A 16303-nucleotide genomic window follows, 5' to 3' on the forward strand; every position below is an offset into this window, starting at 1 on the left:
TAAAAGAAAGAGAACTCTCTTTTCTTAAGAAAAATGAAAGAAACAAGCAACATAGAAGAAGAGAATAAAGAGAAGAAAAGAAATTTCTTAAAAATTTCAATATCAAAAAACCAACTCATTCTGATAAGTATTCTTATTCTGGCAATTGTGCTGCGATTATTATACGCTGCTGAAGGAGTGCGAATGATCGCAACAGAGTTTGCGAGAGAAGCGTTCAATATACAGCAAGGATTATATGATCCAAACCTGATCTATTTTCACATAGGAATACGATACACAGAAGTTGTGCTCTATGCAATAGTCACTTCTTTGTTTGGCATTTCAGAAGAAGTACTGTTTTCGGTGACATTTGTCATTTCATTGCTTGCGATAGCGCTTGCGTATTTTATAGGGAAAAGAATGTTTTCAGAGAAAGTAGGATTACTTGCTGCGTTTTTGATGGCAATTTTGCCGATGGAAATATTTAATGCGACGGTGGTAGAATCAGATCCATTGATGGCATTATTCACAGGAACTGCGCTATTTTTGTATTATATTGCAAAAAAAAAGCAGAATAAAAAGCTATTTTTTCTTGCAGGGATATTGGTTGCATTAGGATTTTTCACTAAAATCTTCGCAGTGTTGGTTATTCCCATTCTTATAGTGTATGAAGTGTTGAATGCAATCACAAAAAGAGAAAACGATCTAAAAAAGATAGTTCTTCAGTTTATGTATATGGGAATGGGATTTTTATTGATCACGCTTCCAGTATTTGTGTACCAGTACAGTGAAACAGGAGATTTCTTCTACAACATTAAAGTGGAAAAAGGAATTATGCATGCGATCACACAGTTTGAAACATGGCCTGAAGTAAAATGGGACTTTCCAAGTGAACAAAATCTTCTTGCATATCCAAGATATATGATTAAGTTTATTCCAGAGAATCCTTGGAGTAAAACATTTGACGAAGATAGTCCTATGCTTCACATTTATTTCATACTTTTTTTCATTATACTCTTTTTTTATGTGACAAAGAGAGAAAAAGAAACAGATTATTTGCTCTGCTGGATTTTAATCCCTTTTTTATTTTTGGAAGGATATTCATTTATAGGAAAGCTCCAGAGATATCTCACCATCATATTTGTTCCCCTAACTATTCTGCTCAGTTATCTGTTACTGGAACAATATGAACGAAGAAGAGAAAATAAGGCAACGAAAGTTTGGGTAATCTTATTTTTTATAGGAATGATATTCATTACAACACTACAACTAGGATTACCTCAATTTTTTAGTGCTGATGTATTCGAAGGAGAACACTATCATAGTAGCGAGGAGTTGAGTTATCTTGTTTTGAAAGATTTGCCTGAGAAGGATGTATATGTAACGCACTATGATCAAATTCCAATCCTCAGTTTTTATTTTGAATATACAAAAAATTTTAGTGGACCATACGGCTATCACGGTCCAACAAAGACCTCTTTTTATGATCTCAACCTGATCAAGAACTTAAATGAAATTGAAGATGCGTATGTAATAGTGGATCCATTTTATATGGCCCAAGATCATGAAAATAGAGATGTATATCAATATTATAAGATGATGAATGGAAGTTTAGAATATCTAAAAACTGAAACAACATCAAATACTTGGATAGTGGTCACATATGTAGAAGGGGGCTGGATACTGTTTTATGTTCCAGTAAAGCAATAAACGGAGAGTGCAAAGAATGAAAGTATCACTAATCATCCCTACATTAAATGAGATAGACGGAATGAGAGAAATAATGCCTAAAATACAAAGAAAATGGGTAGATGAAATCATCATAATTGATGGGGGGTCAACAGATGGAACATATGAATATGCGATAAAACACCCTGAATATATCACAATAAAGCAAAAGAAAAAAGGATTGGTGAATGCATACAAACAAGCACTTGAAGTAGCGAAAGGAGAATATATTGTCTTTTTCAGCCCTGATGGAAACTCCTTGCCAGAACTAATACCCACATTAATAAAAAAAATAAAAGAAGGATATGACATGGTAATTGTTTCCAGATATCTTGAAGGAGCAAAAAGTGATGATGATGATATGCTGACAGGTTTCGGAAATTGGATGTTCACTAAGATGATAAACATTTTTTTTCATACAAAGTATACAGATAGCTTAGTCATTTTTCGTGCATTTAGAAAAGATGTAATACCGCTTTGCGTTCTTGATCCCTATCGTGCAGGTTTAGAACCACAACTGAGTATTGTTTGCGCAAAACATAAGAAAAAGGTCACAGAAATTCCCGGAGATGAACCAAAGCGCCTGGGCGGCAAAAGGAAGATGGATCCACTGAAAAATGGGTTAGGATTATTTTATCTTATTTTCAGAGAATTTTTGTATAGAAGAAACTAAGAGGAGAGGAGCTAGGAATGATGCGTAAGAAACCATTGATATGTTTTCTGAACACCTTCTTGTAAAGGTGTTTTTGGTTTCCAGCCAAGCGCAGTAATTTTTTTTGTATCAAGGAGTTTTCTTTTGATACCATCAGGTTTTGTAGAATCCCAAAGAATTTCACCTGCAAACCCAACCACACTTTTGACAATGTGCGCGATTTCTCTGACAGGTATATCATGACCGGATCCAACATTAATAAGAAGAGGAATCTCTTTTTTGTGTAATAAAAAAATGCAAGCATCTACAAGATCTTCAACATAAAGAAAATCGCGAAGCGGTTCTCCAGAACCCCACAAAGTAACGTGTTTTTCATTATTTTTTTTAGCATCATGAAATTTTTGAAGTAATGCTGGAACAAGATGAGAGTGAAGAGGATCAAATGTATCATGTGGTCCATAGAGATTTGTAGGAACAATGCAAACAGTGTCTAAGCCATATTGTTTTTTGTACGCTGTACACAATCCAAAACCTGCAATTTTTGCAAGGGCGTATGCTTCATTTGTTTCCTCAACAGGACCTGTAAGCAGTGCTTCTTCAGAAATGGGATTCAAAGCATTTTTTGGAAACATACAAGAGCCGCCAAAAAATAAAAGCCGTTGGACCCCTGCTTTAGACGCAAAGTGAATAACATTCGCTTCTATTTGGAGATTTGTGTAAATAAAATCTGCAGGATACGTCATATTTGCATGAATTCCGCCAACTTTTGCAGCTGCAAGGATGACGATCTCTGGTTTTTCTTTGAGAAGAAATGTTTCTGTTGCATGTTGATCGAGAAGATTAAGCTCCTGTGAAGTCAGAACAATGATATTTGTGTATCCTTCGCGCTGCAGTCGTGCAAGAAGTGAAGAACCAACCATGCCACTATGACCTGCGAGATAAATCTTTGTGTTCTTTTCTATCATAATCACGACGACTCATACTGTGCAAAATATGCGTGCAGCAAATCAGAAACATAGTCCAGATCCTCTGTGGTTAAGCATTGGTGGATTCCAAAGTGAATTCCATGATCGCCAACATATTCTGCTTCGGGAAATGAACCAAGAGTATGATTAAGATACGCAAATGCCTGTTGCTGTGTTGGAATAGATCCGAAGTTTCTTTTGCACTTCACAGAATTCGCTTCCAAGTACGCAGAAAGTTTTTGACAATTATATTTTGGATCTTTGAGCGTTATGCTAAATGCATGAGGACAAACAACATCATGTTCCTCTTCCAAATTAAAATACGCAAATTTCTCAAGGTCTTTTACTTTTTTGAGGAGATAGTAAAGATTTTCTTTTCGTTTGTTGAATGTTTGCCAAAAAGAGCCGATCTGATCTAAACCAATGGATGCTTCCATATCATTCATTTTAGAATTAAAACCTATGCGAATGTGATCAAAGTATAAAGCGCCGTCTCTTCGTCCATGGGACCTTGTAGACTGGAGTACCTTTGCAAACGCTTCATTGTTTGTAGAAACCATGCCTCCTTCTCCACAGCAAACAAGATGAGCAGCATAATAACTAAATGCTACAGCATCACCCCAATGACCAATAAATTTATTCTTATATTGTGCACCATGAGCTTCGCAAGCGTCTTCAATAACAAAGAGCTTGTGCTTCTTTGCAATTTCCATAATTTTATCCATTGCACAAGGTTTTCCCATAGTATGGACAAGAAGAATTGCGCGCGTTCGTGGTGTTATTTTTTCTTCTATTTTAGCAGGATTGATGTTTAAAGTATGTCGTTCAATATCAACAAAAACAGGAGTAAATCCTGCAACTCGAATCGCATTTGCCGGTGCAATAAACGCAAGTGCAGGCATAATAATTTCATCGCCTTGTTTTGCACCAAAATCATAGAGGGCAGCACACGCATTAATGTCTGCATCTGTCCCAGAGCTCATCGCAACATTATACTTATAATGAAACAATGCACCCCATTCCGTTTCAAATTGTTCAACTTTAGGACCACCAGACACCCAATTTTTATCAAGACAATCGAGAATATTATCACGAGCACGTTGTCCAAGTCGTAAGTCCCCAAATTCAATTCTCATCATCATCACCTTTATTTCCATAAGTAGATGCGTACCATTTTAATGTTTTTTGGATTCCCTCATCTAAAGAAACAAAAGGAACCCACCCAAGCTCTTCTTTTGCTTTTGTACAATTCAAACAAAGGCTTGTTTTAATGGTTGGCTTGGTGAGATCATGACAAACTTCCACGTGTTTTCCTGTATGAAATATAATTTTTTTAATAAGGTCTTTAATTGAGACAGCGTAGCCTGCACCAACATTGTAGAGAGAAAAGGATGAACGCTGTTTTTCTAGTGCTTTTTTTACAAAATCCACAAGATCACTGATGTAAAGAAGATCTCGCGCTTCTTCACCACCACCCCAAACAGTGATTTTATTGTCTTTCGCGGTGAGGACTTTAGTAACTGTTGCACCAAAGACATGAGATTTTTCTAAATCAAATTTATCATGAGGACCATAAATGTTTGAATGTCGAATAACAGTGTACTTTGTGGTCCCTAATCGAGCATAAAACTCACACATCTTCTCGATATATACTTTTGTCCAACCAACACCAAAATATTTATCGTATATTTCATCGTTCGCGTTGAAATCTGTCTCCTGAAGAGGTTCAGGGCGTGACTGATACATAACTGTGCAACTGAAGAAAATAATGTGAGAAACTCTTTTTTCATGAGCAGCACAAAATAAGAGAGAATTCATAAGGGCATTATCAGTGACATGATAGTACGGTTTTGTAACGATGTCTTTTGCTCCAGAGGTTGTCGCGGCTGCTTGGATAATAATGTCCATGCCTGCAACAATGCGTCCGACATCCTCTTTTTTCGTGAGATCAGCAAAGTGCATCACCACTTTGGGATTTGTCCATGGCTTTTTTGCGAAATAGGTTCCATGCACTTCATAGTGCTCATATACTGCAAGCGCCTCTGCAATGTTCCTCCCTATAAAACCAGTTGCGCCACAAACCAAGATTTTTTTTTTAGGAGCAGTCATACAAATCCCCCACAATAAGTAGCAAGTGCTTCTTTTGATGTTTTTTGAAACGCTGGAGAAAGCAACTGTACTTTCGACGTATCAACTGAACCAGCACTGTAGGTGTAGGAACCATATGTTGGTTTTTTCCCAAATAAAGAAGCAATTTCTTTGACAGAAATGTTCGTTGCTGCTGCAACGTTATAGATACCACATTCATTTCCTGCAAGTATCTGCTGTACAAGCGCATACACATCTTCGTAAAGAACTAAATTATATTGACTATCAGGGGTAACAGTAAGCGAAGGATGCTGATCTTCTTTGATTTTCAAGACAGTATTTTTTCGACTATAAGGACCAAGCAAGCTTACACAACGCAAAATAATAGGACGTTGTGCACGCTCGAGAATACGTGCTTCAGCCATCGCTTTGACAAGGCCGTAAAGTATCTTAATTCTATCAAGAGAAATGGATTCTGTTTCCTGATGAAGAGCATTACTTTCTTTTGAATACACATCAACACTGGAGAGAAAAACAAAACAAGAAGGATTCAAGTCAAGCATTTTTTCTGTCAAAAAAAGTGTATCGTCAAGATATGAAGCAATATCTTCCTGAGTAATATCTTTTGCGCTATTCCAAGCACAGTGATAGAGAATATCAATTCCTTTTTTTGCTTGCTCAAAAAATTCTTTATGATTATGGCGCGTTAAACCAAACCCATTAGTTTTTTCACAAACATATCGTCCAAAACCACTTGTAGCACCTGTAATAAAAATATTCACAATGCTCACTTCTCATTTCTGGTAAAGACATCATACCTTTTGTTAACAATATCTTTATTCGCCCTATACCAGTCCATGACATCTTTAATGCCTTCTTCAATGCTAATAATATTGCGAAATCCATAGCGTGTTGCTCTTTCCATATTCATGAGCCTCTTCTTGTCTCCAGATGGTTTTGTCGTGTCCCAGATAACCTGGGGCTTTTTCTCTAAATAACTAACAATGATGTCCACAATCTTCTTAATCTCAATACCAACGCCACTACCAAGATTAAGAGGTTCTGTAATACCATTTTCCACTGCAAACAACATTCCTCGTGCAACATCTTTTGCGTGAACAAAATCACGAATCTGTGTTCCATCACCCCATATCGTAAAAGGATCTTCACCATCAAGTGCTCTTTTGATGAGTGAAGGAATCACCATTGCGCTTTTAGGATCAAAATTATCATAATGGCCATAAACATTTGCTGGTCGAACAATGGATATATTCTGTATGCCATATTCTATTGCATATGCTTCTGCTTGGAGTTCTCCCATTCGTTTTGCCCAGCCAGCAAATTTATCATTTTCTGAGGGAAATGTTTTCCAAACAGCATCTTCGTAAAAGATCTCAGCAGGAGCATACACACCAACAGAACTTGTGTAGAGATACCATTGCACGTTTGCAAGACGCGCTGCTTCCATCATGTTTGTGTTAGAAAGAATAATAGGAACAAAAAAACTCGCAGGTTTTGTTTTTGTCATTGCTGGAGAACCTTTGACACCAACTAAATGAAAAACATAATCAATACCTTTGCACGCGAGCATACAATTTTCAAGATGTAATAAATTCAAGCGCATGAATTCTGCTTTTGGATGTGCTCTGCTTGGATCATCTAACGAAGCAATACGAACATGAGCTCCTTGTTCTAGTAATAAGTCTACAAGATATCTTCCAATCATTCCTGTGCCACCTGTCACAAGAACTTTTTTTCCTGAAAAACTATTTTTCTGTATAATAATCACCATATTCAATGAGGAGTGTTGACTTGCCATCAGTTCGTTCAAGTGCATGTTGATATGCAGGGAATATCTGTTCTGGTTCATCAAGGCGAACAACATCAACATTTTTGAGAAGGGGTAGGAATGCAGCGGTAAAATCACCTTTATGTTGAACCCCGGGGTCAAGAGGACGTTCGCTGCCAATAAGCACTTTGATAATCACGCGGGGCTTCATTTGTCCATGAGACATATGCTCGATTTTGTCAAGATGATTGACAAGTTGGTTTAGTGCAAGAAGGAGAAAATTAAAGCGAGGATAAATAGTAACCGGAATAAAACATTCAAGTGCAAGGCCAATGGACATCCCCATTTGTACTTCTTCAAAAACAGGGAGTTCTATTTTTTTTGCTGCAGGAACATCAGCAAGTGTTTTGAATACAGCATTTCCTGCATATTCAACCTGTTGACCGAGAAAAATAGTTTTCTCATGAGCACCGAGATAGTTCATTGCACGAATAATTTCTTCTTTGTATTTCATCAGAAAGACACCCATTTTCCTACGCCGTGATGCGGATAGCTTCTTTTGTAAGAGTACCGTGTACATTTACTTTTCTGTGGAAAAGACCCCCAAACTTTTTGTGTAGGGGTTTCAATACTCATCCCATTATCTTCAATAATATAAGTAATTGGTAAGTCGTGTCGTTCTGCGTATTTGAGAGATTCATGAAAAACACCCATTTCAGCAGCCATGTCTCCTATGAAAACCCAAACAGATTGTGATGATCCTTTTCGTTTTAAGGCGAGAGCAACACCCAATGCTATGGGAATAACCCCGCCCATAATAGCAGAGGAATAAAAATGATGGTCCGCGCGAACAAGGGAAATACTATTGCCGTTAAGAATTTCCTGCTTCACCCACGATTTATCAATTCCATGAAGGAGTGCGTGATAATGGCTTCTGTGCGTAGAAAAGACCCAATCATCTTTTTTAATCTGTTTGAAAAGAGAAAGAAGTGCATCTTCATTTCCACCACTAAGATGAACAGGAGCACGAATTTTACCCTGTTCATAAAGGAGTTTGATTTCATCTTCAAAAAGGATTAATTCTTCTTTATTCATCATGATCGCCTATTTAACAGAAGTTCTTCATTGGGTTTAGAGCGCCAGTAGTTTAATGTATCCTCCAATGTCTGCTCAAAAGGAATTTCTGGTTTCCAACCAGTTGCCTTCTTGAATTTGTCAAAAGAAGGAATTTGAAGCGTCACATCCGATGGTCGAAGAAGTTTTGGATCAACCTGAATCTTTATTGCATCTTTATGTGAAGACAATGCAAGAAGTTTTTGGAGCATCTCTCCCACAGTCATAGTAGTTTCTCCTCCTATATTATAGACATCTCCTGGAGTACAGTGTTTGGTAAGAAGCCAATATGCGCGAACAGTATCGCGAACATCAGCAAACGTCCGCACAGAATCAAGATTACCCACATAAATAATTGGTTCTTGCAATCCTTTTTCAATTCGAGCAATCTGTTTTGCAAATGCAGCAACGACAAAAACCTCTCCGCGTCGTGGACCAGTATGTGTAAACATTCGAGTGCGAATAGTTTTCAAACCGTAGGAAAGAAAATATTGAAGTGCAAGCATGTCTTCTCCAACTTTGCTCACTGCATAAGGGCTTGCAGGACGGAAAGGATTTTTCTCAGTAATAGGCACTTCATCCTCGAGAACTTGACCATAAACTTCAGAAGAACTACAAATATGAATAATAGGATTTATTTTTGCGGTGCGAACAGCCTCCAAAAGATGGAGTGTTCCAATAATATTCGCTTCAATCGTTGCCCTTGGACTATGAAAGCTTGCGGGAACATATGATTGCGCAGCAAGATGATAAATAACATCTGGTTTGACAATATCCATCATACGAGCGCAGGACTGAAAGTCAGTGAGATCGCATTCAATAAGAGCGATTTTATCCATTATTTGTCGTATGTTATCGCGCGGGCTACGCCAGCGGTATGTTCCATAGACAGTATCTCCTTGCTTAAGCAAAAATTCAGCAAGATGACTTCCGACAAATCCAGTAATTCCTGTAATTAATGCTTTCATAGTTTATCCCTCGTTATGTTGTAGCGGAAAGTTGTTTTGGTGGAGTAAGTAATGCAGCAACCGCAGTAATAATTTCTTCATTAGAAATTGTGTCTAGGCAATTGAATGTTTCGCAATTAGCATCAAATTTTGCTTTATAGCAATATTTACACGAAACAGAAGGCTCTAAAATAGTACCAAGACCGTATAAATAAAATTCATTGGTAGGAAAAATGTTGTTGAGTAAAAGAATTTTCTTTTGGAGGCCAATTGCAACGTGAAGTGCAAAAGTAACAGAAGTAATAATAAGATCACATTTATTCATAAGACCTATAAAGTCAAGAATAGAGAATGTGCCAAAGTAAGAAGCACCAGTTGCATGTGCAAGTGTTGTGTTCATTTTATCCTCTGCTTCACCACCAAGGAGAACAACAAAATACCCCTGCGTCATGAGGTCCTGGATAAGAACTTTAAGTTTTTGTTCTGTCAAAACACGAGTAACCCATGTGTCTCCTGCACCTGTATTAACACCAATGATTGGCTTGTTATTTGGTAATGAGACAGAAGGCACAGTATAATGAGGAAGGATATATTCCTCTCCATTCCAAGTATAGCCGCAAATTTCAAAAATTTCTTCAACATAATGTCTCTTATTTTGTTTCATAAGATCATCAAAAATACCAGTCATCCATTTATCATACGCATCATCATCTAATGGAATAATTGCTCCATGCTGAGCACCAAATCCTTTTTTTATTTTTGCAGGAATATTCATAACTAAAGAACATATTGCAATATCCTTATCAAGACTGTATACAATATCAAAAGAACGGCCAAATAAGCAGAAAATAGTGTTTAAAGAATAGGGAATGATTTCATCAACATAGTTTTTTGGAACAAGAGAGGGATATTCAGTAAGCCAAGAAATCTTTGCATGGGGATACTCCTGTCGAAGGCGATGCAAAAGAGGAGTGTTTCGGATTACTTCACCTGCTCTGCCAAGTTTTACAATGAGAATAGTGTGTGTAAATCGTTGATATTCGGAGCAGTTAAAACAGTGCGTGCCTGTAGTTTTATGTGGAGAACAAGGTTTGTAGCCATTAAAGTAGAGACAATCTGTATGAACTATTTCCCGCACCAATAACACCAAAAAGGAGCAACAGGGGGAGCTTTATAAAACTATCGCCGAATGAAGAACGATGAAAGCAAAAAATGGAGCAACCTATTTAAATAAGCAGAAGCTCTTATCCTCATGCCTGAGCAAAGAAACATGAATGAACTAAGCATTTTTTTTCCTGCATATAATGAAGAAGAAAATATACAACGATGTATAGAGTCTGCAAAGAAAGTTCTAGAGAAGAATGTAAAAAAATGGGAAATTCTCGTTATTGTCTATGAAGGATCAACAGATAGAACTGCGGAAATAGTGAAAGAATACGGAAAAAAAGATAAACGGATCAAGCTGATTATACAACCAAAAGAACAAAAAGGGGTAGGAACAGCATACATTATCGGATTCAAAAAAGCAATGTACAGCGCAGTGTTTTATTGTGATTCTGACAATCAGTTTAATTTTGAAGAGATTAGCAAATTCTTCCCATATTATGAGGAGTTTGACATCATAGCAGGATACAGAATAAAAAGACAGGATCCGTTTGGAAGAATTATTTCCTCCAAAATATATAATTTTATGTTAAGACAAATATTTAATATAAAAGAACGAGATCTTGATTGCGCGTTTCGGTTAGTGAAGAAAAAAGTGATTGATGCGATAGAAATCAAATCACAAACAGGATTAATGACTGCAGAGATGATTATAAAAGCAAAAAGAGCAGGGTTCAAGGTAAAGCAGGTAGGGGTAACGCACTATCCAAGAACAGCTGGTCAAACAAGGTTTGCGTCTGCGCTCAATTTTCCAAGAATACCAGTAATTAAAGAAATAATTGGAGAGATAAAAGAATTATACAAATCACTAAAGGAAAAATGAACAAAAAAATAATAATAATTCTGATCATTTTATGCATTGCAATAGGAGTGCGTGCGTCTGGCCTAAACAAACCATTATATCAGGATGATACTATCTTTGCGGGGATTGCAGAAAATAAAGAATATTTCTCAACAAATAATGTCCATCTCCCGTTAGGAAATCTTATAATAATTGGAGTTACAAGTCTTTTAGGAATAAGTGAATGGACGTTACGGTTCCCTACGTTTATCTTTGCGATAGGAACAATACTGATCACGTATTTCTTTGCAAAAAGAAGATATGGGGAGAAAGTGGCGTTATGGACAGCGTTCATCATGGGTATATCATGCTGGCATATCTATGGTTCATTGACAAATATCGCAGCTGAAGGAGGACTTGTAACTTTTATGATCGCACTCACTTCTTTTTATTTTTTAGAAGGAAAGAAGGACATAATAACTGGACTGTTATTAGGAGGAGCTATTCTCGCAAAAGAGTTTGCAGTCCTGCTCCTTCCGCTTTTTGTACTCTATTTACTTACAAATAAGATGGGATGGAAAGAGATTGTGAAGAAGATGAGCTGTATCGTAATAGGCGCAATAATTGTGGGAACTCTCTTTGTGAGCATTGATTTCTTTTGGAATAATCTTGGAGCAATAAAGACACTGCTGGGCAGTATAGTAAAAGAAACGTATACAACACCAACAATGTATCACATGATATATGGTCTTTTCAAAATTGCGCTGTTCGCGTCGCCGTTATTACTGCTGTTTTTTCCGCTGTATGTAATGAAGGAAGGAAAAAAGAGCCTTTCGGAATTTGAAGTGTTGTATGTAGTATTTATGGTTTCATTTTTTATTTTAGTCATTAATCAGGCAACAGAAAAGGTTCGATATCTGTTGATTATTATTCCTTTCCTGGCAATTATAGCGGCGAAATACATCGCAGCGTTTGAATTAAAAAGAAAAGAGTATCTCATTATAAGTGTCATAAGTATCATTTTTTTAATAGGATTTGCATTTATGAATGTTGAAAGAAATACTATCTCTTATGAAGAGCAGGAAAAGATGCTTGCCTCCATAAAAAGTGGGAAAGGAATAGATGTTGGATTGGTATCAGAAACAGGAAATAGTGGGTTCGTCATCAACACGAATATCGTTTTTCTTGCATATATGTTAAGCATTTTCGCCATGATCGCAATAAAAGCAGGATGGCAAAAAACAGGGATCATTGTTTTACTCGCGCTTGGAATAGGATATAATCTCTTTGTTGCAGAAGAGTATTTATGGCATGGAACAAGTCCAAATTATGAAGAAGTGACGCAAAACATAATCCACGATCTAAAAGAAGAAAAAGCAAAAGAGCCAATCTATGTGATCAAAGATGTGAGCATTATTTGGTATCTACAAGATGACTATGAAACATTCTATAGTTTGGATACAATCCAGAATACAGATGAGAGATTAGACTGGTTTGAAGCAATGACAAAGACTGGCGGAACAATAGTGGTTGTGGATATCCCTTTTATCAATAAAGAAGGACGCCTTTGGAACATTATAACAGCATGCGAAGAAAAGAAAGCGTATATGAATAAAGGAATTGAGATCGGGTGGGTGTTTAGCTGTTAGGAATGGAACCACAATAATTATACTGAAAGCGGGAAAGTTTTCTGAATGCTGCTTCATCATGATATCTCTTTTTTTCATGATAAAGACGGACTAAACTATTACCGCAAACAGGCCAAGTATTATCTAATGGATGTTCTAGACTGAAAAGAAAAACTAAAATGAGAAAGACAAAAAAGAACAATTCTTTTGTCAAAAGCGACAAACAACCACGTCAAAAACCAGATGGCATGCTCACTTCGCTGAAGATTGGTGGAAAACTTCAGTATTTCAAAGCAGTTTATTTCTCTGAGATCGCGTCATTTTCATTTCTTCCAACGCCGCAAACGGAGCTTTGAACACCATGCCAAGTTCCGTTTCAATCTTTGTACAAACTAATCCTCCTTTTCGTGGACGATCTGCAGGTTGCTTCAATGCTTCTGTACTAATAGACGTGATCAAATGTTTATCCAACCCAAAAACAAGTGCGATCTTCTCCGCAAACTCAAGTCTAGACATATATTCTGGACCAGCAGTGTGATACACTCCAGTTTTCTTTGCTTCTGTTAACAGAACAAGAGCGCGAGCAAGATCAGAAACAAATGTAGGGGTCGCATATTGATCACAAACAACAGAACTTTCTTTTCCTTCTTCGAGTGTTTTGATAAATTTCGCGACAAAATTCTTTCCAGCAACTTCCCAGCCATACACTGTCGTTGTTCGCGCAATGCAGCCAAGAGAAGGTAATTTTCGCAGAATTTCCTGTTCTATCTGCAGTTTATGCATTCCATAAACATTTAATGGATGTGTCGAAGCATCTTCTTGATATGGACCATTTTTCCCATCAAAGACATAATCCGTGGAAAGAAAAAGATAATATCTTTGATTATTACGACACCAATCAATAACATGCTGCGCTCCATTAAAATTAATTTTCTCAGATTCTTTAGGATGCTGCTCACAAAAATCAACCCATGGCTGTGCAGCAGGCTGAAGAATTACATCTGGCTGCATAGTTTCCAATACTCGTTCCACTTCTTCTTTATCAGTAATATCAAGTTTGGTCATTCCGGAAACAGCAGTTTTGCAATATGTTCCAAAGACTTTATGACCATGAAATGCAGCATAAAGCTCATTTCCAATAAAGCCGCCTGCACCAATAATAAGTATTCGCATGTTCCCTCATTAGAGAGAAAATGCTAAAACGTTTATAAAAGTTATTGAGCAAAAAATTACCGAGTATCATATAAATTCTAGAAAAAGTTATAAAAGGAACAAGATTCACATAAAATATGACAACTGTTCTTGTTACAGGTGGAGCTGGTTTTATTGGAAGCCACGTTGTTGATTTTCTCGTAAAAAGTGGATACAAAGTTATAGTCTTAGATGATCTTTCTGGTGGGTTTAAAGAAAATGTGAACCCACAAGCAGTGTTTGTCCAAGGATCAATCACAAACAAAAATATCATCCAAGAAATTTTTACAAAACATCAGATAGAGTATGTCTTTCATTTAGCAGCGTATGCAGCAGAAAATCTCAGTCACTTTATCAGAAACTATAACTATGAAAATAATGTAGTGGGAAGTATTAATCTCATCAATGCTGCGATCATCCATAATGTGAAATGTTTTGTGTTTACGTCGTCAATAGCAGCGTACGGAGAAATTCCTTCTCCTATGAAAGAGGATGATCATCCAAAACCATGCGATCCGTATGGCATTGCGAAATTAACAATTGAATTGGATCTGAAAGCTGCGAACAAGATGTTTGGGATGAATTACATTATTTTCAAACCACATAATGTCTATGGAGAGCGACAAAACATGGAAGATAAGTACAGAAATGTCGTCACAATTTTCATTAACCAAGTGCTCCAGAACAAACCAATCACGATATTTGGCGATGGAGAGCAAACACGAAGTTTTAGTTATGTGAAAGATGTTGCAAGAATAATTGCGCATGCAGTAGAAGTCCCTGAAGCATATAATGATTCCTTTAACATTGGCGCTGATGAAGTAACTTCAGTAAACAATTTAGCAACCATTGTTGCAAAGAAACTAGGAGCACCAGTAAATATTGTTCATTTGAAAGAAAGAAAAGAAGTAAAGCACGCGCACGCAGATCATGCAAAAATTAAGAAAATTCTTGGATATGAAACAGAAGTTCCACTCGATGAAGGAATGGAAAGAACAATTGCGTGGACAAAAAATACAGGAACAAGAAAAACAAAAGAGTTTACCAATATAGAGATCAGAAAAAATCTTCCAGATGGATGGAGTTAAAGGAAATCCACACTTCTAGTTATTAAACCACCCTTGTTTTCCCGTAACAAAACCCTTCCACATTGAGAATAAAGTGATAAACCAAACAGCAGTATAAACAAAAGGAACAAAGAGCAAACGAATATCTTGAATATATTTCGGCAAAGACAGATGCGTAATATTTGCAAGAAAGACAATACATAAAAAAAGAAACAAACTGACCCAGACATTATAATACAAAAAGATAACAAAAAAGAAGAAAAGAACAGTCTTCAAAAGATCGTACATATATTGAAATCCCATTGCAGGACCATACTTTCGGTGAAGCACACCCATTGCTTCATTATCGCGCATGAAGACTTTCTGTATGAATTTCCAAAGAGAATCATTATGTGGCGCGTGAATGTGCGCAACAAGTCCCTCATTAACAACAAGCTGGCCATAATCTCGTAATTTCATGAAAAGGTCTGTATCTTCGCCAGCAGTTTTGTAGGTTTCTCCATCAAAGAGTCCACATTTTTTCAAGAGAGAGAGACGATACACAGTAGCGTGTTCGTGAACAGTTTTTTGAAGACGAAGTTCAGGAACAGAAAAAACTTTGTGCCAGAAAGAAAAAGTCTCCCAAACTTCTTTGGGAACAAGTTGCTGAGAAGAGGAGAGAACAACAGAGCTATCAACCATTGGTTTCATCGCATGAGCAAGCCAATCTTCTCCTTGAGGAATACAATCCTGATGAAGCGTTATGACAAATTCTGTTTTCGCAAGAAGAAGTCCTTTATTCATATTGCGAGCAAGTCCAAGGTTTTTTTCATTGTGAATATAAACAATGCCTTTAGGCATTTCAGAAGAGCGATCGAGTGAACCATCGTCCATCACAATAATAGTGACTTTCCCAGAGTATTTCTGTTTCTTGATTGCTGCAACAACAGCATCAACGGGAGCAGTATGGGTAGGAATAACAATAGTAACAGGAGCTTGCGAAAGCATTTTTTTTGTCTTTTTTTCGTTTTTCATAAGGATCACTTGTAGGCATAAATGCTCAGATTATATGTTTTATTCTTTCCCTTTTGAAGACATTGTCTATTTAGCGTCATCTATATATATTAGTTAATTCTTAGGTTGTTTTGGTGATTTTTATGGACATTCAATGTTTGAACTGTAAATCCAGTGATATTGCTAAAAAAGGTTATAGAAAAAATAAGTTAGGAAAA

16 protein-coding genes are annotated in these 16303 nt (G+C 36.8%); 5 read left to right on the forward strand and 11 right to left on the reverse strand.

Going from position 1 to position 16303, the window contains the following annotated elements:
- The first annotated feature begins 33 nt into the window (after window positions 1-33).
- Together HZC31_08305 and HZC31_08310 are read left to right on the forward strand one after the other, a co-directional pair.
- Window positions 34-1689: a glycosyltransferase family 39 protein gene (locus HZC31_08305; GenBank protein ID MBI5003360.1), complete on the forward strand. Its 1656-nt coding sequence runs from the start codon at window positions 34-36 to the stop codon at window positions 1687-1689.
- A 16-nt stretch (window positions 1690-1705) separates the two neighbouring features.
- Window positions 1706-2380: a glycosyltransferase family 2 protein gene (locus tag HZC31_08310; GenBank protein ID MBI5003361.1), complete on the forward strand. Its 675-nt coding sequence runs from the start codon at window positions 1706-1708 to the stop codon at window positions 2378-2380.
- A gap of 11 nt (window positions 2381-2391) precedes the next feature.
- Here HZC31_08310 and HZC31_08315 read toward each other — a convergent pair whose 3' ends face one another.
- From HZC31_08315 to HZC31_08355, 9 genes are read right to left on the reverse strand one after another with little or no spacing between them, the layout of a single operon-like run.
- On the reverse strand, window positions 2392-3321 hold the full coding sequence (locus tag HZC31_08315) for a GDP-L-fucose synthase (protein MBI5003362.1): 930 nt from the start codon (window positions 3319-3321) through the stop codon (window positions 2392-2394).
- 5 nt (window positions 3322-3326) lie between these two features.
- Entirely contained in the window at window positions 3327-4481 is a 1155-nt protein-coding gene (locus HZC31_08320) for a DegT/DnrJ/EryC1/StrS family aminotransferase (protein MBI5003363.1), read from the reverse strand.
- A complete protein-coding gene (locus HZC31_08325) occupies window positions 4450-5433 on the reverse strand; it encodes an NAD(P)-dependent oxidoreductase (GenBank protein ID MBI5003364.1) in 984 nt (327 codons plus the stop codon). Before HZC31_08325 ends, HZC31_08320 begins: the two co-directional genes overlap by 32 nt.
- Window positions 5430-6194, reverse strand: a complete 765-nt coding sequence (locus HZC31_08330; GenBank protein MBI5003365.1) for an NAD(P)-dependent oxidoreductase — start codon at window positions 6192-6194, stop codon at window positions 5430-5432. Before HZC31_08330 ends, HZC31_08325 begins: the two co-directional genes overlap by 4 nt.
- A 5-nt stretch (window positions 6195-6199) precedes the next feature.
- Window positions 6200-7231 (reverse strand): NAD-dependent epimerase/dehydratase family protein, encoded by a 1032-nt coding sequence (locus HZC31_08335; GenBank protein ID MBI5003366.1) that lies wholly within the window; start codon window positions 7229-7231, stop codon window positions 6200-6202.
- Window positions 7179-7715 (reverse strand): hypothetical protein, encoded by a 537-nt coding sequence (locus HZC31_08340; protein ID MBI5003367.1) that lies wholly within the window; start codon window positions 7713-7715, stop codon window positions 7179-7181. The genes HZC31_08335 and HZC31_08340 overlap by 53 nt, the downstream gene beginning before the upstream one ends.
- Window positions 7715-8299, reverse strand: a complete 585-nt coding sequence (locus tag HZC31_08345) for a hypothetical protein (GenBank protein ID MBI5003368.1) — start codon at window positions 8297-8299, stop codon at window positions 7715-7717. Before HZC31_08345 ends, HZC31_08340 begins: the two co-directional genes overlap by 1 nt.
- Window positions 8296-9282: a GDP-mannose 4,6-dehydratase gene (locus HZC31_08350; GenBank protein ID MBI5003369.1), complete on the reverse strand. Its 987-nt coding sequence runs from the start codon at window positions 9280-9282 to the stop codon at window positions 8296-8298. The genes HZC31_08345 and HZC31_08350 overlap by 4 nt, the downstream gene beginning before the upstream one ends.
- 13 nt (window positions 9283-9295) lie before the next feature.
- Window positions 9296-10399, reverse strand: coding sequence for a glycosyltransferase family 9 protein (locus HZC31_08355; protein ID MBI5003370.1), 1104 nt, complete (start codon window positions 10397-10399; stop codon window positions 9296-9298).
- A 114-nt stretch (window positions 10400-10513) separates the two neighbouring features.
- Between HZC31_08355 and HZC31_08360 the strand changes: the two genes are divergently transcribed.
- Window positions 10514-11248, forward strand: a complete 735-nt coding sequence (locus HZC31_08360) for a glycosyltransferase family 2 protein (protein ID MBI5003371.1) — start codon at window positions 10514-10516, stop codon at window positions 11246-11248.
- Window positions 11245-12855, forward strand: coding sequence for a glycosyltransferase family 39 protein (locus tag HZC31_08365; protein ID MBI5003372.1), 1611 nt, complete (start codon window positions 11245-11247; stop codon window positions 12853-12855). The genes HZC31_08360 and HZC31_08365 overlap by 4 nt, the downstream gene beginning before the upstream one ends.
- Window positions 12856-13122: 267 nt before the next feature.
- On the opposite strand, the gene HZC31_08370 is transcribed toward HZC31_08365, so the two are convergent.
- Window positions 13123-14007, reverse strand: coding sequence for an NAD(P)-dependent oxidoreductase (locus tag HZC31_08370; GenBank protein ID MBI5003373.1), 885 nt, complete (start codon window positions 14005-14007; stop codon window positions 13123-13125).
- 116 nt (window positions 14008-14123) lie between these two features.
- Here HZC31_08370 and HZC31_08375 point away from each other — a divergent pair, with 116 nt between their 5' ends.
- Entirely contained in the window at window positions 14124-15113 is a 990-nt protein-coding gene (locus HZC31_08375) for an NAD-dependent epimerase/dehydratase family protein (protein ID MBI5003374.1), read from the forward strand.
- 15 nt (window positions 15114-15128) lie between these two features.
- On the opposite strand, the gene HZC31_08380 is transcribed toward HZC31_08375, so the two are convergent.
- Complete coding sequence (locus HZC31_08380) at window positions 15129-16106, reverse strand: glycosyltransferase family 2 protein (GenBank protein MBI5003375.1); 978 nt, start codon at window positions 16104-16106, stop codon at window positions 15129-15131.
- Window positions 16107-16303: the final 197 nt, after the last annotated feature.

Source organism: Candidatus Woesearchaeota archaeon (assembly GCA_016214075.1).
Classification (GTDB): Archaea; Nanobdellota; Nanobdellia; order Woesearchaeales; family DSVV01; genus JACRPI01.